The following is a 20,299-nucleotide window of genomic DNA, read 5'->3' on the forward strand; positions in this document are numbered from 1 at the left end:
ATGCTTTGAGTGAAATAAGATAGTATTCATGATTTTCAAAAAACAGAATTCTCCCAGTATACCGTTCAACTGTAGGAAAAGCAATTCAGCTTATAAAGCAGTATTACCATACAAAAGAGCAATCGGTTAAAAGGAAAAAGCCTGCCTTTGACAAAAAACAAACCCTCCAAGGTTGAAAACCATTGGAGGATGAGTAATTTAAAACTCCGATGTAAAGTGAAATTCAATCTCAGGATAATTGTCCTGAACCATCTGAAGCCAAGCTTTGGATTCGGCCATAAAGACCAGTTTCCCGTCTTTATCATGAGCAATATGGCGGTTCTTTGATCGAACAAACTCATCCAATTGCTTTTTATCCTTACTACTGATCCAGCAGGCTTTATATAAATTCATCGGATGGAATTCCACTGTGGCATTGTATTCATTTTTCAATCGGAATTGAATCACTTCAAATTGAAGCTGTCCCACAGTACCGACTACTTTTCGAGAACCCATATCGAAGGTAAACAGTTGGGCTACTCCTTCCTCCATCAATTGCTTCAGCCCTTTTTCCAATTGCTTGGTCTTCATGGCGTCTTTGTTGACCACTTCTCTAAAGATCTCCGGCGAGAAACTAGGAATTCCCGTGAAGACCATATTCTCCCCATCCGTTAATGTGTCGCCGATTTTTAGATTTCCTGTATCATACAAACCCACAATATCACCTGGAAAAGCCTCATCAATGATCTCTTTATCCTGAGCCATAAACTGAGTCACATTTGAAAAACGAAGTGGCTTGGGTCCTCTTACGTGGTTGTAAGGCTTGTTTCGTTCAAATTTACCGGAGCAAATTCTCAAAAAAGCAATTCTATTTCGGTGATTAGGATCCATGTTCGCATGGATTTTAAAAACAAATCCTGAAAACTTGGATTCATCCGGTTTCACCTCTCTTACATCTGTATTCCTGCTTTTAGGTGCAGGGGCAATTTTGATAAAAGTATCCAGCATTTCATTCACTCCGAAATTATTTACCGCAGATCCAAAAAACACGGGGGCAACTTTTCCCTCTAAATACTCTTTCGGATCAAATTCTGGATATACCCCATCAATCAGCTCCACATCTTCCCGAAGTTGGTTTGCAGCATTCTGCCCAATCAAGGTATCCAATTCAGAATCTTCTAAATTTTCAAAGGTAGTTCGGTCATCGGAAAGCTTTCGCTGAGAAGGTGTGAAAAGATTAAGCTTCTTATCGTAAAGATTGTATACACCCTTGAAACTTTTACCCATGCCAATCGGCCAAGAAAGTGGTCGGCATTGAATATTCAACTTTTGCTCTACCTCATCTAATAAATCGTAAGGATCCCTTCCTTCTCTATCCAGCTTGTTGATAAAGCAAATAACTGGTGTATTTCTCATCCGGCAGACTTCCATCAGCTTTTCAGTCTGAATCTCCACCCCTTTTACACAGTCAATTACCATAATAACCGAGTCCACAGCTGTCAGGGTTCGGTAAGTATCTTCTGCGAAATCCTGGTGACCAGGAGTATCCAGCAAATTGATTTTGGTGTCTTTATATTCGAAGCCCATCACAGAGGTTGCCACGGAAATACCTCTTTGCTTCTCGATTTCCATCCAGTCAGACTTGGTTGCTGTATCAATCTTATTGGATTTGACAGCACCTGCAGTATTGATCGCCCCACCAAAAAGCAAAAGTTTTTCGGTCAACGTGGTCTTCCCTGCATCCGGGTGGGCAATGATGGCAAAAGTTCTTCTCTTACTGATTTCCTTATTCAAACTCATGGGTCCTTTCTTTCAGCCTGCAAAGGTAAGGAAAATGGATTTAGGAATTTAGAGTTACTAATAAGGATATCAAACTTATCCCTGATTGTTCAAGGTTGAGGATAAAGTATGGAGTTCCGATTTAATTTCGCAAATCGTCAATCTACTTTCGATAATCCCTCAATATTCCAAAATTCCTTCTGTAACAAACTGTTCTGCACCCTCTAAAGTACTGTGCAAGACAATTCTAAAGGTAGTGCCAACTCCAACTTCTGAGCTTTTAACAAAAATTTTACCGCCGTGGTAACTTTCTATGATTCGTTTAGCCAATGTCAACCCTAAGCCCCATCCCCGCTGTCTGGTAGAGAAACCTGGATTAAAAACTTTTCTGAAAAGTCGCTTTTCCATCCCCTTTCCATTATCTGTAATATCTATGATAACAAATTTATCACTGTCTTGAAGCAGCTCAATAGTAATCGTGCCTTTGCCCTTCATGGCATCAACAGCATTTTTACAGATATTTTCTATCACCCATTCAAAAAGCGGTTTATTCATCATGGCATCCAAATCTCTGGAGTCAGCCTTGATATTTAAATCCACTTTGGTCGAAATTCTTGGCCGGAGATAAGTGATCGTTTCTTCTATGACCTGATATAAGTTCTCAGCCTGAATCATAGGCTTGCTTCCAATACTTGAAAATCGCTCCGTTACCATTCTCAGCTTCACGACATCCTTATCCATTTCAGTGATAATCTCCTTATTTTCTTCCCAAACAGGAGAGTTTCTGAGATAATCTATCCAAGCCATCAAAGAGGCGATCGGAGTTCCCAACTGATGTGCAGTTTCCTTGGTCAGTCCTGCCCAAACCCGATTCTGCTCTGCGATTTTACTTTGGTTAAAAATTGCATAGGCCAGCATCCCAAAAATCAAAATTACCGCCAGTTGCACATAAGGATAATATTTCAAATTGATAAGTAATTCTGAATTGCGATAGTAAACCAGAATATCTGCTTCCCGAAGTAGAATAGGCTCATATTCGGCCTTCATTTTTTCCAATTCAATATCCAAGGTTTTCAGGGAATCCTCTCCATCCGCATTTTTCTTGAATCGTATATTTCGAAATTCTATAGGCTCACCACTGGCATCCACCATAATTACCGGAATAGAATAATTCTGCTGGATGATTTCCTGATTGATAAAAGTTAGGTTATCCGTATTGGAAGCGGCATATTCAAGCGCACTGGACAGGAGCTCTATCTGTCTTCTTTCCCGCTCTCTAAGTTCCTCCACCAGTCGGTTGGTATACCAAATGGATCCTGCTCCGATAATTAAAGATACAATTACCACCAACCATTTGACTTGTTTTCGGTTTTGATAGAAGTCGATGGAAGTAAGATCCTGGAAACGGTTTTTCATGCAGTTTAACTTGGCCTTTAAGGCTATTAACTCCTTTATCCAATAGATAGTATATCTCAGCTATAGATATTATCAGTTGGCTTCAGGAAGTGGATTTTAGTAAATTTAAGGTATTAAATCTAAGACAAAAACAAAATAAAAATATGAAAACGAATGACATCGGATTGGGCGTAAAAGACAGTATAGCCCTTATAGAAAAGTTAAATTTATTGTTGGCCAATTATCAGATTTATTATCAGAATCTGAGAAATTTTCATTGGAATGTAAGCGGTCCAAATTTCTTTGAACTCCATGCGAAGTTTGAAGAGCTTTATACCACTGCGAATGAAAACGTGGATGAAGTAGCAGAGCGAATTTTAACCTTGGGAGGAAGACCATTATCCTCTTACGGAGAGTACATTGAGAATTCTGAAATCAAGGAAGCGAGAGAAATTCAGGATTCTAAAAGAATGGTGGAAATTGTTCGAGAGAATCTAAATACTTTACTAAAAGTAGAGCGTGAAGTACTGGATTCTGCTTCCGAACAAGGAGATGAGGGTACCGTAACATTAATGAGTGATTACATCACAGCCAAAGAAAAAGTGGTGTGGATGCTCTCTGCATACCTGAAATAAATTTAGAAAGTAATTAGTTTTAATTCAATTGAAAAGTGGAACACTGAGGTTAATATCAGGTTCCGCTTTTCTTTTAATTCGAAGATTTAATCCACTTCCAAAGGGTTTTATAGGAAGGCTTGGTGCCATGCATTAAAATACCGATCCTGTAGATTTTTCCAGCAAGCCAAGTGGTAGCCAAAAACCCTAAAATCAACAAGAGCATAGAGAGTCCCAATTCCCAAAATGGAACACCGTAACTTACCCTTCCCATCATCGCTATGGGTGAAGTCAAGGGGATAATAGAAAGCCAAAAAGAAGTGGTACTATTTGGATCTTGCAACACAAATACAAATAAACCCATGTAGGCTACTATCAAAGGAACCGTAACTGGAAGCATGAATTGCTGAGCATCGGAAGGAGCATCCACAGCAGAGCCAATACCTGCAAACAAGGCCCCATATAATAAATAGCCTCCTAAGAAGTAAAATATAAAACTGGAGATAATACTGATAAAATCTATCCCTGCGATGACTTGCAGTATTTCAGTAAATTCAGAATTATCTGTTTGAATCATATCAGCCTGTGCCAATTCCATCGCTTGCTCTTGAGGCATTTGAAGGCCTAGGATTCCCGTTACAACAGTAGTCAAAGTACCTATCAAAATAATCCAGATTAAAAGCTGGGTTAAACCCACTCCGGCAATACCAACGATTTTCCCCATCATCAGCTGAAAGGGTTTGAGAGATGACACCAATATTTCAACAATCCGGCTGGACTTTTCCTCAATTACCCCTTGCATGATTTGATTTCCATAAATGAAAATGAACATGTAAATCAGAATTCCAGCTAAAAACCCTATCGCGTAATTGACTGTTGCATCGGATACTTTTTCTTCTCCTTTTTGGTTCAGTGTGATAGATTTCAAATCAACTGAAGTACGAATATCTGATAGAATTTGGGGGTCGATTCCTGAATCATAAAGACGCTGATCCTCAATTTTTTTCTTGAGACTACTCTCTAGATAAGATACCAAACTCATGCTGGGATTTTCCTCTCCGTAAAAGGTAATGCCCTGAGGATTTTTTAAGTCTATTTTAGGGATGTATAAAAACCCATAACGGTCTCCATTTTGAACGAGAAGCTTTGCCTCTTCAGGACTACTATCGGAAAATGAAAAAGCATATTGTTGAGAGCTTTCCATGAAAAAAAGCTTATTCTCATCCACCACTTCGATAATTCTTAGAGATTGGTTCTCTTTCTCTTCAACCGCAATCCAAACAAAAACCGCCATGATTGCCGGAAAAATCAGCAGCGTAAGCAAAGTGGCTAATAAGAAGGATTTCTTTTTTACCCGAGAAAGGTATTCTCTCTGAATGACTAACCAGATTTTATCCATTTTGAGTTGATTTTACCTGGTGAATAAAAATTTCTTCCATACTGGGAATTACTTCCTGAAAATTGGAAACCTGTCCGTAATTCATCAATTCTATCAAGAGTTCATTGGGAGTTTTACCGCTCAATGGCAGCGTAAAATGCACGGACTCTCCGTCAGTTTGAACCGCCCACTCAGTAGGAATAGGAAGAGTAGGTTGGTCAATACTAATTCTAAAAACTTCCGGTCTGTAGCTGTTTTTTACTTCTTTGATCGTTCCGTCTAAGATTTTGTGCGAACGGTTGATCATAGCAACCTGATCGCAAAGCAACTCTACGGATTCCATCCTATGCGTACTTAAAATGACTGTGGTACCCTGATTTCTCAGTTCTAGAATTTGGTCTTTGATGATTTCAGCATTCACAGGATCAAAGCCTGAGAATGGTTCGTCTAAAATTAATAAGGGAGGGTTGTGAATAATCGTAGAGATAAACTGAACTTTTTGAGCCATCCCTTTAGATAGATCTTCAATCTTTTTATCCTTCCATGTGCTCATTTCCATCTTGGCAAGCCAGTTATGGATTCGCTTTTTGGCTTCTTGTTGGGAAAGGCCCTTGAGTCTGGCAAAATAGAGCATTTGATCCCAGACTTTCATTTTTTTATAAAGCCCACGCTCTTCAGGAAGGTATCCTATAAGGCTGATGTGTTTTGGAGCCAAGGGCTGCCCATCAATCAAAACCTCACCGGAATCAGCATCTATAATTTGATTGATAATTCGAATCAAGGTAGACTTCCCCGCACCATTGGGGCCCAAAAGTCCAAAAATTACTCCTTTGGGGACTTTTAAATTAATATCTGTAAGAGCTCTATTTAAGCCGTAGGTTTTATTAAGGTTGAGGGTTTCTAGCATTGAAAAGGTTTTATTCTACTGTCAAAGAACCTACTCCAACATCAACAATCAATTCTAGTAAGTTGGGGTCATCAGGGTCATACCCTTTAGACACGTAGGTCTCATCTCCCAAAGAACGTAAATATTTTGGGATAGAAGTTCTGCACATAGCAGTTGTTCGGACTTTTATCCTAACTGGAAAGTTTTCAGGGGGAAGCTTAAGTTTCAATGTACCGGCGCCTACTGCTGCAATGACACTTGATGGCGAGGACATTCCATCGCTAAAATTCAAATTCAAGTTTCCATAATTAACCTCAAAAATCATTTTTTTGGCATTGGTGAAATTAGCCGACTGTACATTTACAGTACCCATATTTAAGGTAACCAACAATGTATCCATCCTGACTCTATTAGGATCTTCATTCCCGTAGTGGATTTTCACATCGGCGCTGGCACTCTTAACTTTTAATTGGCTGATAGGCAGCTGTGCCAAGTCAAATTCTGCTTTCCCTACTCCTAGAGTGAAATCCAAGTGATATAGAAAATTGGAGTTTAGACTGATATCCCAACTATGTCCGAAATCATCATTTCCTGAAGAAAAAATTTTTGAAGTGATGCTTTTACCCAGATTATCGGACTCCACATTTTTATGTACGAGAGAAGAATACAAAATATTATCGCTAACCTGATGTGAAAAATAAGGCAGAATATTAGCCTTCTCCAAGTGACCATGGATAGCGATAGGGTCTGAAATCCTTACCCTTTTAAGATGTGTAGAGCTTTTATAACTAGAGAATTCGAATAATACTAAATCGAAGCCTTCTTTTTCAGGAGCTCGGTACTCCTTAATCAACTGCGCGTTACTTGCACCTACCCCACCTAAGATTACTAGAAAAAGCAGACAGAATTTTCTCAGCATACGGATAGGTTACGACTTGACATGGAAAAGGTTTTTAAAAATATAAAAAAAGCCAGAATTGCTTCTGGCTTTATCAAATTTTAGAAAAACTCTTTCATTTTATCAAAGAAGGATTTGTCTTGTCTTCCTGGATCCGGTTTGAAATTTTCGGAATCTCTCAAGGCTTCCAAAGTCTGTCTTTCTTCTTTAGATAATTGAGTAGGAGTCCATACATTGACCATAATCAACTGATCTCCTTTGGTATAGCCATTAATATCTTTGATTCCTTTTCCTTTCAGTCTCAGCATTTTTCCAGACTGAGTACCCGGATCTATTTTGATTTTCACTTTTCCATCAATGGTTGGAACTTCCACAGAAGCCCCCAAGGCAGCATCTAAGAAAGAGATATAAAGATCGTAAATGACGTTATTTCCATCTCTTTGAAGTGTATTATCCTCAACCTCTTCTATCACTATTAAAAGATCGCCGGGGATTCCTCCTGGAATTTCATTTCCCTTTCCGGACATACTTAATTGCATTCCTTCAGCTACTCCTCCAGGGATATTGATAGAAATCACCTCTTCTTTGATGATAAGACCTCTGGAATCTGCTTCAGCAGGTTTTTTATCTACTATTTGGCCACTTCCTCCACAAACACCGCAGGTGCTAGCAGAAACCATCTGGCCAAGCATGGTATTTACCACCTTTTTTATCTGTCCAGATCCTTGACAGGTCGAACAAGACTTGAATGTAACGCCAGGGGCAATGACATGCCTTTTAACTTTGATTTTTTTCTCTACACCATTGGCTATTTCCTGAAGGTTAAGCTTCAGTTTTACACGAAGGTTTGTACCTTTTTTGGTACGTCTACCTCCACCACCTCCACCAAAGAATGAGGAGAAACCTCCCCCGCCTCCAAAAATATCACCAAACTGGGAGAAGATATCTTCCATATTCATACCTCCTCCACCGAAGCCTCCGTTTCCACCAAGGCCTTGATGACCGAATTGATCATAGCGCTGTTTCTTCTCAGGATTGCTTAGAACCTCGTAGGCCTCTGCAGCTTCCTTAAATTTTTCTTCAGCTTCTGGATTATCCGGGTTTTTATCGGGGTGATATTGGATTGCAAGCTTTCTGTAAGCCTTTTTGATCTCGTCAGCTGAGGCGCTTTTGCTTATACCCAATACCTCATAATAGTCTCTTTTTGCCATAATTACGCTCCTGTCACAACTTTGGCAAAGCGAACCACCTTATCTCCTAAGGTGTATCCTTTCTCTACCACGTCAATTACCTTTCCTTTCATTTCTTCACTCGGTGCTGGAATCTGAGTAATCGCCTCTTGAGTGTCGGCATCAAAAGGTTGCCCTATCAAATCACCCATTGGTTTTAACCCTTTGTTTTCCAATATTTTCAAAAGCTTATGGAAAATCAACTGATTTCCTTCACGCACTTTTTGAGCATCTTCCTCACTTTCATTTGCTTTGAAGGCCCTTTCAAAATCATCAACAACTGGAATCAAATCTCTAAGCACATCTTCAGAAGCAGTTTTGATCAAGTCCAGTCGTTCTTTCGCATTTCTCTTCCTGAAATTTTCAAAATCAGAATAGAGTCTCAGATATTTATCTTTTACCTCAGCTAATTCAGATTCAAGTTTCGCTAAAGAATCATCTGCTGTAGAATCAGTTTCTTGCTCTTGAGTCACTTCCTTTTCGGGAGTTTCCTCTACTGTCTCTTGAAGATTGTCTTTTACTTCTTCTTCCTTATTTTTCATAAATTATAAATCAATAGCTGGTTTATTCTAACTCATCAATATTATTGCCATAGAGCTCAACCTGACAAAGTGGCACTTATCCTTGTTGGATAGCCTGCCAAATCATATCCTTTAATTTATCCAGGTTGGTTTGGGCTACGGCTGAAATGAAAACAGATGGTATGCCCTCAGGCAATTCATTTTTCATTTCGGTCATCAACTCATCATCCAACATATCTGATTTGGAAATTGCCAGTAATCTCTGCTTATCTAAAAGCTCAGGATTATATTTTTCAAGTTCTCCCAGTAATATTTTGTATTGTTTTTTGATATTATCCGCATCTGCCGGGATAAGGAAAAGAAGGATGGAATTTCGTTCTATATGTCTCAAAAATCTTATCCCAAGGCCTTTTCCATCAGCTGCACCCTCAATAATTCCAGGGATATCAGCCATCACAAAAGACTTGTCATCTCTATATGCCACCACTCCCAAATTTGGCACGAGAGTAGTGAACGGGTAATCTCCTATTTCAGGCTTTGCTGCAGAAATTGATGAAAGGAGGGTGGATTTGCCTGCATTAGGAAAACCTACTAAACCAACATCAGCTAATAATTTGAGTTCGAGAATAATCCATTCTTCAATACCTGGTTCCCCAGGTTGAGCAAAGTGAGGGGCCTGATTGGTAGCAGATTTAAAATGATCATTTCCCAAACCTCCTCTTCCGCCTTTGGTGAGGATTACTTCCTGTCCGTCTTCAGTTATTTCAAATCTTTTCTCTCCAGTCTCGGCATCTTTTGCGACTGTCCCTAATGGAACTTCCAAAATGATATCTTTTCCGTCAGCTCCAGTGCGTCTTCCACCTTCGCCCGATTTCCCAGACTCAGCGATGACGTGCTTTTTATATTTCAAGTGAAGCAAAGTCCATAATTGGGCATTTCCTTTTAATATGATATGGCCTCCCCTGCCACCATCTCCGCCATCAGGACCACCTTTCGGTACATGTTTTTCCCTTCGAAAATGAAGAGAACCTGCACCTCCGGCACCTGATCTAGAACAAAACTTAACGTAATCTATAAAATTGGAATCTGCCATAATTTGCTTTAAATAAAAATGGCTAAGCAATCAGCCTAGCCAAATTTCGAATTGCAAAATTAGCAATTTTAAAGGAATCAGTAACTATCAATAACCTTTGTGATGTCTGAGAAGATTTCATCGATAGCACCTACTCCATTGATTTTTTTGAACTTCCCTTGTTTTTCATAATAATCAGCAACGGGGAGTGTTTCATCTAAGTAAACCTTGATTCTAGTATTTATTTTTTCATCGTCTTGATCATCCACCCTACCAGAAGTCTTACCTCTTTCTTTGATTCTAGCTTTTAGCACGTCTTCCGGTACATCTAGAGCAATCATTCCTGATATACTCATACCATGCTTTTCAAGCATTTCATCAAGTGCTTTAGCTTGAGCAGTAGTTCTTGGAAATCCGTCAAAAATAAATCCTTTGGAGTTTTTATTGGAAGCAATTTTTTCTTCTACCATCCCAATTACAACTTCATCAGGCACCAAACGCCCTTCATTCATGTATTTTTTTGCCAAGTTTCCCAATTCGGTCCCTTCGCCTAAGTGTTTTCTAAAAAGGTCTCCAGTAGATAGATGCGTCAGTCCGTATTTTTGAATCAGCTTTTCACTTTGAGTGCCTTTCCCAGCTCCTGGAGGGCCAAATAAAACGATATTATACATTCTAATTTTTTTAAATTCGGATCATTTTAACTGATAAATTTCAGGAAGTTCTCTCCCATATCCATCATAATCCAATCCATAACCGACCACAAATTTATTGGGAATTTCAAAACCCACATAATGAAGCGGGTAATTAAAACGAAAAGCATCTGGTTTAAATAAGAGTGTTGCTATAGAAACCGAGGCAGGATTATGGGTTTTCAGGGTATTTAAAAGGAAATTCATGCTAATTCCTGTATCAACAATATCTTCCACTATCAAAACATTTTTTCCTTCTATCGGGTCATTTAATCCCATTACTTCCTTTACTTTTTCTTGAGATTCAGTTCCAGAGTAGGAAGAAATCCTGATGAAACTAGTTAAAAGCTTAACGCTTTGAACCTCTCGACATAGGTCTGCAAATATGATGAAAGAGCCGTTCAGTACTCCTAACATCACTAGCTCCTGCCCATGAAAATCTTTTGAAATCTCATTACCAAGCTCCCTCAGCCGAAGTTTGATTTCTTCTTCCCTGATGAAAACCTGAAAACTTTTATCTTTTATCTGAACATCCATTATTATAGTGAATCCATTAAATATTTATGCATCTCAATCATTGACTGCAGATCTTTCAAAGATACTTTTTCATCTGGAGTATGCACATTTTCTTCTGCAGCACCCACAAACACCCAGTCAATTGCATAAGGTGAAAATTGAACCTCTCTTCCATCACTTCCTCCATATGCTTCCACTTCCAATTGAAAAGGAATTCCACTTTTTTCAGCAAGAGAAATCACTTTATCTATGAATTTTTTTCGAGGTATAAATTTATCTCGGATTGAAATAACAACTCCGTCATGTGGCAAGACACCTTCTGTCACCCAAGTTATATCGGCTATTAAGGCTTGTCTTACAGGTGAAGTTTCTTGAATAAATTTCAATAAAAACGGCATACTTCCACCACCGTGCTCCTCATATGTAGTAAAAACGACCCATCCATCTTGGATTGTCTCACAAACTTGCAATGCGGTGTATAGCCCCAACCTGTTGTCTAAATAGGCAGCCTGAATAAATTCTTCATCAATTCTTGCATTTTGAGAGAATGCTAGTCTAGTACCCCTTTCAATTGCACGTGGAAAATCATGCAGGGGAGTATCTTCATCTCCAATTAATTTACAATGGATTTTACCGAGGGAATCTTGGCCAACAAGTTCTGTCTCCTTGATAAACTCTGGACCTCCCACTGGAATCAGTTGATTTTCATACCGTACCATGAACCCAATGGTATCCATATGTGCAAAAAGAGCTGTACGAGGAGTCCCAAACTTCAGTAAAATACAATCGTGAAATTCTTCACCGAAAAACACTTTAGGCTGAACATTCCAGAATCTTTGCCGTTTATCAATGTATTCTAAGATAAAATTTGCAGTGTCTTGCTCATCGCCGGAAACACCGAATTTTTTCAATAAATCGAATAATAATTTCATATTGGCATTAATTATGTAAAGTTTTTGTTGTTATTTGAAAAAAATCGCAAGGATTATTTTATTTGTTAATTGGCATTTAAATAATTCATCTAGATTTGCAGTAAATTAAAAGTTTATAAATTTGTATTCACATCAATCAAACACTTAAAATTTGAACAAAAATTTTTTGTTATGAAAAAACTAATACTCTCAACACTTATGGCAGGAGCCTTGGCTATTGGTGCCAGTGCTCAAGACTACGACAAGTTGTCTTTGGAAATTAATGGTGGCTTTAACAAGCCAATGGCTCCATTAGCTCCTCAGTTCTTATCACCTACTTTAAACATTGGACATGTGGACTTTGGAGTTCGATATATGTTCAATGAAAAATTTGGAGCGAAACTCGATTATGGTTTCGGATCCATGAGCGAAGCGAACGGTAACAGAGTAAACAGCCTTCAACCATTTGACACAAACTATTGGAGATTAAACCTTCAAGGTGTGGCCAATATGGGAAGAGTCTTAAACTTTGAATCATTTAGCAGATCATTCGGCCTATTGTTGCACGGTGGTGCAGGTATGGGTGCTGTGAAGCCACAGAGCAACAGATTTGCTGGAACCAATGATATCGTATACAATTTAATATTTGGATTAACTCCACAATTAAAGTTATCCAAAAATATTGCCTTGGTTGGTGACATTTCTACTATCTTGAATGGTCGTCAGACTGTATCTTGGGATGGATCTACTGAGATTCTTCCTGATCTAGAGAATGGTTACTACGGTACTAACGGTACTTGGTGGACTGGTACTATTGGATTGAACTTCTACTTAGGTAAAAGCGAAGAGCACGCTGACTGGTATATTGCAGCTGACAAATACGCTACAAAAGAAGAGCTTGCTTCTCAAATCAACGGAATCAAAGATATGTTGAAAGATTCTGATGGTGACGGAGTTCCTGATTACTTAGACAAAGAACCAAATACTCCTGCTGGAGCAAGAGTTAATTCCGCTGGTACTACTTTAGATTCCGACGGTGACGGTACACCTGACCACTTGGATAAGTGTCCATTCCAGCCAGGACCTGCTTCTACTAACGGATGTCCGGTTGAAGAAGTAAGAGAAGAAGTTGATTATTTGAAGAAGGCTATTAATGATGGTTATGTAAATGTTTACTATGCTTTCGATAGCTCCAAGCCTTTAGGCTACTCTATTAGCGCTGCAAATTATGTAGCTAACTTCTTGAAAAGAAATCCAGGTGTATCTGTAGAAATCAAAGGATATGCAGACGAATTAGGTCCAGAAGATTACAACATGAAGCTTTCTGAGAAAAGAGCTAAAGCAGTTTATGATATTCTAATCGCTGCAGGTATTAATTCCTCAAGACTTTCTTACAAAGGATATGGTGAAGATACTAGCGTAGACAAATCTTCTGCAGATGCTAGACAAATGGCAAGAAGAGCTTCTTTCGAAGTAAAATAATTGTAAATACAATACAATAAAAACCTGATCGTAATGGTCAGGTTTTTTTTTGCCCTATTTAAGCCTATTGAACCTGAAAATTTCAATATCTTTGAGACACACCCTTAAAAAAATCCTCACATAACCATGAAAAAAGTAATTCTAATCTTGGTTTACCTGTGTCTGTCTACAATAGGGTACGCACAGAAAGAGTTTAACCAATGGAGTATTGAAACAAGTGCCGGCTTTAACAAAGCGATGTCTCCCTTAGCCCCTCCTTATCTTACTCCAACTTTAAATGTTGGCCACTTTGATGTAGGAGCAAGGTATATGATCAATGAAAAGTTTGGCATAAAGGGCATATTTGAAGCAGGTAGTTTTTCCAATTGGGAAGGGAAAAGCCCAGATTTCAAAACTAACTACATGAATCTTGGCCTTGTTGGAGTTGCTAATTTAGGACGGATTTGGAATTTTGAATCCTTCACCAGAAAGTTTGGATTTCTCGGGCATTTTGGAACTGGCGTTACCCGTATCAAATATATTACAAGTCCACTACCAATAGTTCCTGAATATAGCCAAGTTATTAAAACTGGAATTACAGGACTATTTAAATTCTCGCAAAACATAGCGCTAAGTGGAAAAATTGAAATGAATTATAATTCAAGACAAGATTTTACTTTTGATGGATCACAGTACAATACTTCACTTCCAGTGACAGTTCCTGAAAACCCTAGGGGACATGCAACTGGTGTATGGTGGGTAGGAACATTAGGTCTAAACTTCTATTTAGGATCCAATGAGCAACATGCTGATTGGTATATAAAACCTGATCCCTATTTAACAAAAGATGAACTTGCAAGTCAAATATCAAGTATCAAGGATATGTTGAAAGATTCTGATGGAGATGGAATCCCGGATTATTTAGATAAAGAACCTAATACACCTGCTGATGCTAGGGTAGGAACTGATGGGGTAACCTTAGATTCTGATGGAGACGGCCTTGCTGATCATTTGGATAAATGCCCTTTCTTACCTGGACCCGGTGCAACTTCAGGATGTCCAGTAGAGGAAATAATAAACCAAGAGGACTACTTCAAAAAAGCAATTCAAGACAACTACGTCAATGTCTATTTCTCATTTGACTCTTCAAAACCGCTGGCATTTTCTATCTCCTCAATTCAATATGTTTCTAACTTCTTGAAAAGAAACCCAGGTATAAAATTAGAGGTTAGAGGATATGCTGATGAAATTGGGCCAGAAAACTACAATTTGAAACTATCTGAAAAAAGAGCCCAAGCAGTTCATGACCTATTAATTAAATCAGGGATAGATGCGGCAAGATTGACCTTTAAAGGATATGGCGAAGATACAAGTGTTGACAAAAATTCAGAAAATGCCCGACAAATGGCTAGAAGAACAAGTTTTGAAATAAAATAATTTGCACGAAATAAAAATCTGAAAACCCGGCCTCCATCAGCCGGGTTTTTTCTATTAAATTAGCTCCATGTTCATCTTAGCAAATCAGCCATCTATAGCTAATCAATTCATAGCAGAAATGCGAGATATCCGAGTCCAGCAAGATAGAATGAGATTCAGAGAGAATTTAAAAAGACTTGGAAGCATTTTAGCATATGAGATTTCAAAATCCTTTCCATACGAAGAGAAAGAAATATCAAGTCCACTCGCAAGCTCTAACACTTTATTGCCTTCGTCGCAACCTGTCTTGATAGCTGTCTTAAGGGCATCTCTTCCCTTTTATAATGGATTTTTGAGCGTATTTGATCAATCTGAAAGTGGATTTATTGGAGCTTTTAGGAAAGAAAATACAAGTGATGAAATCCAGATAAACTTGGGCTACCACGCTAGTCCTTCTTTGGATAGAAAAATCGTCATCTTGGCAGATCCAATGCTTGCAACAGGAAAATCATTTCTTGCATCCATTGAAAAATTATTAGAACACGGAACACCATCTAAAATCCATATTGCTGCTGCATTTGCTGCACCAGAAGGTATTCAATACTTACAAGATCACCTGAAAATCCCACACCAATTTTGGATTGGCGTGGTTGATGAAAAATTAAATGCTCAATCTTATATAGTTCCTGGGCTTGGAGATGCGGGAGATTTGGCATTTGGTCCTAAACTTTAAATAATGATTGCATATTTATTACTAGCTCTAGGTCTAATCATATTATTGGTAGGCGGAAAATTTTTGGTTGACGGAGCTTCAGCAATTGCCGTTAAATTGGGAATGAGTAGTGGATTGATTGGACTAACGATCGTAGCCTTTGGCACCTCTGCGCCTGAGTTACTAGTGAGTATTAATGCTGCCTTAAAAGGAAACAGCGATATTTCCATAGGAAATGTGGTAGGGTCAAATATTGCAAATATAGGCTTAGTACTAGGTTTAAGCGGAATTTTTTATCCCATTATGATCAAAAGGTCACACCTCCGATTTGATTATTTGGTTACTGTTTTAGTTACTATTTTATTTTTCATCCTAGGATTAAACGGATTAATTGGCCTTTGGGAAGGAATACTTCTATTTAGTGTTTTTATTCTCTTCAACTTTTATCTATTTAAAAGCTCCAAAGGAGGGATTGCTGATGATAAGGAGGTAGAAGCAGAAATAGAACAGGTGAAAGGTTACAGTTGGCTAATTTCGATATCTCTTTTTTCAGCAGGAATTATTGGGCTTTATTTTGGGTCAGAACTTCTGGTTGAAAATGCAGTTAAAATATCCAGAGAATTCGGAGTTTCAGAAAGAGTAATTGGGGTTTCAATTATTGCTATTGGAACAAGCTTACCGGAACTGATCACCTCAATAATGGCAGCTCTTTCTAAACGTACTGATTTAGCCTTGGGTAATATTCTTGGAAGTAATATCATGAATATTTTATCTATCATTGGAATTACAGCAATCATACAGCCTATTGGAGTTTCTGAGGATTTTCTGGATGTAGATTTTCTTTGGATGATAGGTATTACGCTTCTATTATTTCCTTTAATGAAAACAAAAATGCAAGTTTCAAAAATTGAAGGTTCTATTCTATTTGGAAGCTATTGTCTTTACATGTTTTTCCTGTTATGAGTGAGGCTGTAATTACATTTTTAGGAATTTATTTCCTTAGCTACTTTAAATTTATAGCAGGGCCAGTTTTAGGTTCTGCAGCAGGTTACAGTATTGGGTTAACTATCTTAGTCACTGTAGCAGGAATGATGTCTAGTGTATTTTTGTTCACCATGCTTGGTGAAAAATTCAGATCCTATCTAGCTTTGAGGTTTTATAAGGATAAGCCCATTTTTTCTAAAAAAAATAGAGCAATTGTAAAGCTTTGGAAAAAATATGGGGAAATAGGGATAGCACTTGCTACCCCATTAATCCTGACTCCAGCGGGTGGGACTTTGATTTTAGTTTCTTTTGGGACTCGGAAAAGGACAATTTATTTCCATATGCTGTGGTCATCTATCCTTTGGGCTACTTTTTTCAGCCTTACCATAGATAGAATTCTTTCAATTCCATTTTTTCAAAATTTACTCGGGTAATTCTTCATCTGGCAGGATTTCAATATCCTGAATCAATACTCTTTTCGATATCTCTTGACCCGTAAGGGTTGCAGCTAATCCTCCCATAGCCGTTTCCTTGTATTTGCTTTCCATCGAGGCTCCTATTTCCCCCATCGCCTCAACGCATTCATCAACAGGGATAACGGCATTCACATTTGCCAGAGCTATCTGAGCAGAACTGAAAGCAATACTTGCGGCACTGGCATTTCGAACCACACATGGAACCTCTACCAGTCCTGCAACAGGGTCACATACTAAACCCAACATACACTGGATAGTGACTGCAACAGCCGTAAAAACTTGATCTATATTTCCTCCAAGGCAATAAACAATTGCTCCAGAGGCCATAGCGGCTGCTGAACCCGTTTCTGCCTGACATCCTCCTACAGCACCTGCCAAACTTGCTCTTTGTTCAATAATCAATGCGATGCCTGCACCTACAAGGAGTCCATTTACTATTTGTTCATCTGAAAGCGAATGGATTTCCTGCAACGTCACCATTGTTCCAGGTAAAATTCCGGAGGCTCCAGCAGTGGGAGCTGCCACAACTCTTCCCATACAGCTATTGACTTCTTTGGCTGCCAATGCTCTGGAAATGAGTTTTTGAAACTCAGGAGATAAAACTGTCAATGGGTGATTAAAAACTTTCTTAGCCCCATTATCTATCATCCCACTGTTGGATTTCATATCTTTTTCAAGCCCGGTCTTTACAGCATCTTTCATGACCGAATAGGCTTTTAACAAACCAGCTAATATTTCTTCTTTATTGGCGCCTTTTTCCTCACATTCATATTCAATGACAGATTCTTCTAGACTGATGTTTTTATCTAAACAATAGTCTTTCCATCCTTTAAAATTTTCAAAGAGATAGCACATAGGTTTTGGGTTTATATTATTTAAAAAGGAGACTTTAGAAATTAAAATTGATGGTTTGTTTAATTTCTGAATCTAAGCTTAATGCTACTGGGCAAGTTTTGGCTGCATTTTTCAGTTTTTGAATCAATACCGGATCGCTGATTGGATCTTCCCATTGAAAATCAACTATAATTTCAGCTATTTTTCGGGGATTGGATTGCATTACTTTTGTAACCTCCCAATCCAAACCATCTAATTTGTGACCATTATTTTCTGCAACTATACCCATGATTGTAACCATACAGGAGCCTAGAGCTGAAGCCACCAAGTCTGTAGGAGAAAAAGCTTCGCCTTTTCCATTATTATCAACGGGAGCATCTGTAAGTATGTTCTTACCTGATTGTAAATGCGTTGAAGAGGTTCTCAAATTTCCTAAATATGAACTTTTTATCGTGGGCATAAACTCTTACTTTTAATTTTCAGTTAAATACTTGAGTTCAAAAATAATTTAATATTTCCTACCCACAGTCAATGAGCAATTTTAAAATCCTCTTTTTTATTTGGTTTGCCTTCTTGGCTAACAGTGCTCTGGCACAGCGGGAAGATGCTGGAAACTATGAGTATGACAGAGAATTCCTTTTTGGTTTAAATAAAAACACCAATGGAGGATTAATTGGAGGTTTAGTTTTTAAGGTCGGTACCCGAATAGACGATCAACAGTTTTCTTTTCTTTCTGTAGAACTTTCCAATGTTAAAAGCCCAAAAGAAGTACGCTATAATACAGTTCTTGGCAATAGCTACATATTCGGAAAATCGAATTATCTATACTCAATTCGGCCTCAATACGGGCGGGAAATAATTCTTTTCAAAAAGGCACCAAATCAAGGCGTTCAGGTTTCTGCATTAGCAGCCGTAGGCCCATCAATTGGTTTGATTGCCCCATATTATATAGAATATGCAGTGAATAGACTTGAAACAGTAAGAGAGCAATATAATCCCGAGGTTCATCAAAGTAGATTTAACATACTCGGAACGGGTAGGCTTTTTGAGGGAATTGGTGAATCGGAATTAGCTATTGGGGGTAATTTCAAAGCTGCATTAAATTTTGAATTTGGGGTGTTTAGAAGTAATGTGACAGGAGTGGAACTTGGATATATGTTGGAGGGTTTTACCAGAGAAATCCCATTAATACCGACTTCTGAAAACAGGCAAATATTTCAGTCTGCCTATTTCACATTTTATTATGGTTTCAGAAAGTAGGTAAAATTGGGTTTTGAATTGATTACCTGTAATTTTGCCCTCAAATAAATCGACTATGATTGAATTGCCAGTGATATCCGAAGAAGCTACCAAAAGAAAAAAGCCTGATTGGCTTCGGGTTAAGCTTCCTATCGGTAAAGAATATGCAAAAGTCAGAAAACTAGTAGATGAGCATAAACTTCATACCATTTGCGAAAGCGGTAACTGTCCAAATATGGGTGAATGTTGGGGTGCTGGTACTGCTACTTTCATGATTCTTGGAAATGTATGTACTAGATCCTGTTCATTTTGTGCAGTAGCTACCGGAAGGCCTCCAGAATATGATGAAGACGAACCAAGAAGAGTTGCTGAAGCAATCAAGTTGATGGGAGTAAAACATGCCGTTCTTACTTCTGTTAATAGAGATGAATTGAAAGATCGTGGAGCTGAGATTTGGTATCAGACAGTTGTAAAAACAAAAGAACTTTCACCAGAGACTACCATTGAGACATTGATTCCAGATGTAAAATCTAACTGGGATGCTTTGTATAGAATGATCAGTGCGGGACAAGAGGTGGTCTCCCATAACATGGAAACTGTGGAATCTTTGTATAGAAGAGTAAGACCTCAGGCGAAATACAATAGATCCTTGGAACAAATAAAGCTTACCAAGGAGTATGGTAAAAGAACCAAGACAGGTATCATGCTAGGTCTTGGAGAAACTAAAGAGGAGGTTTATAAGGCTATGGATGATCTAGTGGAACACGGTTGCGACATCCTAACTCTGGGACAGTATTTACAGCCAACCAAAATGCATATTGAGGTGGCTGAATTCATTCATCCTGACCTATTCGACCATTATCGTGAAGAAGGCCTCAAAAAAGGCTTGAAATACGTTGAATCAGGACCATTAGTAAGATCTTCCTATCATGCTGAAAGGCATGTCAATGTTTAATAAAAATTAAAAAAAGCCGGCTAACAGTCGGCTTTTTTATTGTTTATTTTTTCTAATATTCAAATTATCGATTGCCACCCTTTTCAGATTAATAAATACGCCCAGAGATCCATCCCTAAATCTGGATATGGCTTATGACTATAATTACTTCAATGAAGCAGTTTTCACCTGACGTTAAAGGGAAAGTTTGATGGGTTATTGGTTAATAAGTTGTTGAGTAATTTGTTATTGGAATATATCTTCAATTGAATTCTTTATTCTTTCAGCTTTCTCATTTAAGCCTTCATCCTTTCCAGCCTACTGCCTACTCAACCCTGCCTACTGTAATTCCCCTAAAACACAAAAACCCCAGCGG

21 protein-coding genes are annotated in these 20,299 nt (G+C 38.3%); 8 read left to right on the top strand and 13 right to left on the bottom strand.

Going from position 1 to position 20,299, the window contains the following annotated elements; translation table 11 throughout:
• Positions 1-198 precede the first annotated feature (198 nt).
• Positions 199-1,779, bottom strand: a complete 1,581-nt coding sequence (locus B2906_RS11580; RefSeq protein WP_091654961.1) for a peptide chain release factor 3 — start codon at positions 1,777-1,779, stop codon at positions 199-201.
• A gap of 159 nt (positions 1,780-1,938) precedes the next feature.
• The gene (locus B2906_RS11585; protein WP_219957871.1) at positions 1,939-3,174 is read right to left on the bottom strand and encodes a sensor histidine kinase; all 1,236 of its coding nucleotides are present in this window, start codon (positions 3,172-3,174) and stop codon (positions 1,939-1,941) included.
• 143 nt (positions 3,175-3,317) lie between these two features.
• Here B2906_RS11585 and B2906_RS11590 point away from each other — a divergent pair, with 143 nt between their 5' ends.
• Complete coding sequence (locus B2906_RS11590; RefSeq protein ID WP_091654963.1) at positions 3,318-3,788, top strand: Dps family protein; 471 nt, start codon at positions 3,318-3,320, stop codon at positions 3,786-3,788.
• Positions 3,789-3,861: 73 nt separating this feature from the next.
• Here the strand turns inward: B2906_RS11590 and B2906_RS11595 are convergent, their stop codons facing one another.
• The 9 genes from B2906_RS11595 to B2906_RS11635 form a co-directional block, all read right to left on the bottom strand.
• Positions 3,862-5,166, bottom strand: a complete 1,305-nt coding sequence (locus B2906_RS11595; protein WP_286939765.1) for an ABC transporter permease — start codon at positions 5,164-5,166, stop codon at positions 3,862-3,864.
• Positions 5,159-6,052 (bottom strand): ABC transporter ATP-binding protein, encoded by an 894-nt coding sequence (locus tag B2906_RS11600; protein ID WP_219957869.1) that lies wholly within the window; start codon positions 6,050-6,052, stop codon positions 5,159-5,161. Before B2906_RS11600 ends, B2906_RS11595 begins: the two co-directional genes overlap by 8 nt.
• A 10-nt stretch (positions 6,053-6,062) precedes the next feature.
• Positions 6,063-6,950: a hypothetical protein gene (locus tag B2906_RS11605; RefSeq protein ID WP_144607367.1), complete on the bottom strand. Its 888-nt coding sequence runs from the start codon at positions 6,948-6,950 to the stop codon at positions 6,063-6,065.
• Between the two features lie 80 nt (positions 6,951-7,030).
• The gene (gene dnaJ, locus B2906_RS11610; protein ID WP_219957868.1) at positions 7,031-8,140 is read right to left on the bottom strand and encodes a molecular chaperone DnaJ; all 1,110 of its coding nucleotides are present in this window, start codon (positions 8,138-8,140) and stop codon (positions 7,031-7,033) included.
• Positions 8,141-8,142: 2 nt separating this feature from the next.
• Complete coding sequence (locus tag B2906_RS11615) at positions 8,143-8,700, bottom strand: nucleotide exchange factor GrpE (RefSeq protein WP_091654968.1); 558 nt, start codon at positions 8,698-8,700, stop codon at positions 8,143-8,145.
• 76 nt (positions 8,701-8,776) lie between these two features.
• Positions 8,777-9,772, bottom strand: coding sequence for a GTPase ObgE (gene obgE, locus B2906_RS11620; protein ID WP_219957867.1), 996 nt, complete (start codon positions 9,770-9,772; stop codon positions 8,777-8,779).
• A 77-nt stretch (positions 9,773-9,849) separates the two neighbouring features.
• The gene (locus tag B2906_RS11625) at positions 9,850-10,422 is read right to left on the bottom strand and encodes an adenylate kinase (RefSeq protein ID WP_219957866.1); all 573 of its coding nucleotides are present in this window, start codon (positions 10,420-10,422) and stop codon (positions 9,850-9,852) included.
• A gap of 21 nt (positions 10,423-10,443) precedes the next feature.
• A complete protein-coding gene (gene hpt, locus B2906_RS11630; protein ID WP_219957865.1) occupies positions 10,444-10,977 on the bottom strand; it encodes a hypoxanthine phosphoribosyltransferase in 534 nt (177 codons plus the stop codon).
• A 2-nt stretch (positions 10,978-10,979) separates the two neighbouring features.
• Complete coding sequence (locus tag B2906_RS11635) at positions 10,980-11,888, bottom strand: M20/M25/M40 family metallo-hydrolase (protein WP_219957864.1); 909 nt, start codon at positions 11,886-11,888, stop codon at positions 10,980-10,982.
• A 171-nt stretch (positions 11,889-12,059) separates the two neighbouring features.
• Here B2906_RS11635 and B2906_RS11640 point away from each other — a divergent pair, with 171 nt between their 5' ends.
• The 5 genes from B2906_RS11640 (at position 12,060) to B2906_RS11660 (ending at position 16,874) form a co-directional block, all read left to right on the top strand.
• The gene (locus B2906_RS11640) at positions 12,060-13,349 is read left to right on the top strand and encodes an OmpA family protein (protein ID WP_219957863.1); all 1,290 of its coding nucleotides are present in this window, start codon (positions 12,060-12,062) and stop codon (positions 13,347-13,349) included.
• A gap of 126 nt (positions 13,350-13,475) precedes the next feature.
• Entirely contained in the window at positions 13,476-14,765 is a 1,290-nt protein-coding gene (locus B2906_RS11645; RefSeq protein WP_286939769.1) for an OmpA family protein, read from the top strand.
• Between the two features lie 67 nt (positions 14,766-14,832).
• Positions 14,833-15,477 (top strand): uracil phosphoribosyltransferase, encoded by a 645-nt coding sequence (gene upp, locus B2906_RS11650; protein WP_286939771.1) that lies wholly within the window; start codon positions 14,833-14,835, stop codon positions 15,475-15,477.
• Between the two features lie 3 nt (positions 15,478-15,480).
• Positions 15,481-16,419: a calcium/sodium antiporter gene (locus B2906_RS11655; protein WP_286939773.1), complete on the top strand. Its 939-nt coding sequence runs from the start codon at positions 15,481-15,483 to the stop codon at positions 16,417-16,419.
• Positions 16,416-16,874, top strand: a complete 459-nt coding sequence (locus B2906_RS11660) for a hypothetical protein (RefSeq protein ID WP_286939775.1) — start codon at positions 16,416-16,418, stop codon at positions 16,872-16,874. The genes B2906_RS11655 and B2906_RS11660 overlap by 4 nt, the downstream gene beginning before the upstream one ends.
• Here B2906_RS11660 and sdaAA read toward each other — a convergent pair.
• Both sdaAA and B2906_RS11670 read right to left on the bottom strand, forming a co-directional pair.
• Complete coding sequence (gene sdaAA, locus B2906_RS11665) at positions 16,863-17,771, bottom strand: L-serine ammonia-lyase, iron-sulfur-dependent, subunit alpha (protein ID WP_219957858.1); 909 nt, start codon at positions 17,769-17,771, stop codon at positions 16,863-16,865. The two genes, B2906_RS11660 and sdaAA, sit on opposite strands and share 12 nt — an antisense overlap.
• Positions 17,772-17,805: 34 nt before the next feature.
• Entirely contained in the window at positions 17,806-18,210 is a 405-nt protein-coding gene (locus B2906_RS11670) for an OsmC family protein (protein WP_091654979.1), read from the bottom strand.
• A 71-nt stretch (positions 18,211-18,281) separates the two neighbouring features.
• Between B2906_RS11670 and B2906_RS11675 the strand changes: the two genes are divergently transcribed.
• Entirely contained in the window at positions 18,282-19,010 is a 729-nt protein-coding gene (locus B2906_RS11675; RefSeq protein ID WP_219957857.1) for a hypothetical protein, read from the top strand.
• 55 nt (positions 19,011-19,065) lie between these two features.
• Entirely contained in the window at positions 19,066-19,944 is an 879-nt protein-coding gene (gene lipA / locus B2906_RS11680) for a lipoyl synthase (protein ID WP_219957856.1), read from the top strand.
• Positions 19,945-20,299 lie beyond the last annotated feature (355 nt).

The organism is Algoriphagus sp. UBA3586, assembly GCF_002376385.1.
Taxonomy (GTDB): domain Bacteria; phylum Bacteroidota; class Bacteroidia; order Cytophagales; family Cyclobacteriaceae; genus Algoriphagus; species Algoriphagus ornithinivorans.

Coding starts and splice junctions, on each gene's coding strand:
- B2906_RS11580 (WP_091654961.1), bottom strand. CDS start 1,779: ATGAGTTTGAATAAGGAAATCAGTAAGAGAAGAACTTTTGCCATCATT.
- B2906_RS11585 (WP_219957871.1), bottom strand. CDS start 3,174: ATGAAAAACCGTTTCCAGGATCTTACTTCCATCGACTTCTATCAAAAC.
- B2906_RS11590 (WP_091654963.1), top strand. CDS start 3,318: ATGAAAACGAATGACATCGGATTGGGCGTAAAAGACAGTATAGCCCTT.
- B2906_RS11595 (WP_286939765.1), bottom strand. CDS start 5,166: ATGGATAAAATCTGGTTAGTCATTCAGAGAGAATACCTTTCTCGGGTA.
- B2906_RS11600 (WP_219957869.1), bottom strand. CDS start 6,052: ATGCTAGAAACCCTCAACCTTAATAAAACCTACGGCTTAAATAGAGCT.
- B2906_RS11605 (WP_144607367.1), bottom strand. CDS start 6,950: ATGCTGAGAAAATTCTGTCTGCTTTTTCTAGTAATCTTAGGTGGGGTA.
- dnaJ (WP_219957868.1), bottom strand. CDS start 8,140: ATGGCAAAAAGAGACTATTATGAGGTATTGGGTATAAGCAAAAGCGCC.
- B2906_RS11615 (WP_091654968.1), bottom strand. CDS start 8,700: ATGAAAAATAAGGAAGAAGAAGTAAAAGACAATCTTCAAGAGACAGTA.
- obgE (WP_219957867.1), bottom strand. CDS start 9,772: ATGGCAGATTCCAATTTTATAGATTACGTTAAGTTTTGTTCTAGATCA.
- B2906_RS11625 (WP_219957866.1), bottom strand. CDS start 10,422: ATGTATAATATCGTTTTATTTGGCCCTCCAGGAGCTGGGAAAGGCACT.
- hpt (WP_219957865.1), bottom strand. CDS start 10,977: ATGGATGTTCAGATAAAAGATAAAAGTTTTCAGGTTTTCATCAGGGAA.
- B2906_RS11635 (WP_219957864.1), bottom strand. CDS start 11,888: ATGAAATTATTATTCGATTTATTGAAAAAATTCGGTGTTTCCGGCGAT.
- B2906_RS11640 (WP_219957863.1), top strand. CDS start 12,060: ATGAAAAAACTAATACTCTCAACACTTATGGCAGGAGCCTTGGCTATT.
- B2906_RS11645 (WP_286939769.1), top strand. CDS start 13,476: ATGAAAAAAGTAATTCTAATCTTGGTTTACCTGTGTCTGTCTACAATA.
- upp (WP_286939771.1), top strand. CDS start 14,833: ATGTTCATCTTAGCAAATCAGCCATCTATAGCTAATCAATTCATAGCA.
- B2906_RS11655 (WP_286939773.1), top strand. CDS start 15,481: ATGATTGCATATTTATTACTAGCTCTAGGTCTAATCATATTATTGGTA.
- B2906_RS11660 (WP_286939775.1), top strand. CDS start 16,416: ATGAGTGAGGCTGTAATTACATTTTTAGGAATTTATTTCCTTAGCTAC.
- sdaAA (WP_219957858.1), bottom strand. CDS start 17,771: ATGTGCTATCTCTTTGAAAATTTTAAAGGATGGAAAGACTATTGTTTA.
- B2906_RS11670 (WP_091654979.1), bottom strand. CDS start 18,210: ATGCCCACGATAAAAAGTTCATATTTAGGAAATTTGAGAACCTCTTCA.
- B2906_RS11675 (WP_219957857.1), top strand. CDS start 18,282: ATGAGCAATTTTAAAATCCTCTTTTTTATTTGGTTTGCCTTCTTGGCT.
- lipA (WP_219957856.1), top strand. CDS start 19,066: ATGATTGAATTGCCAGTGATATCCGAAGAAGCTACCAAAAGAAAAAAG.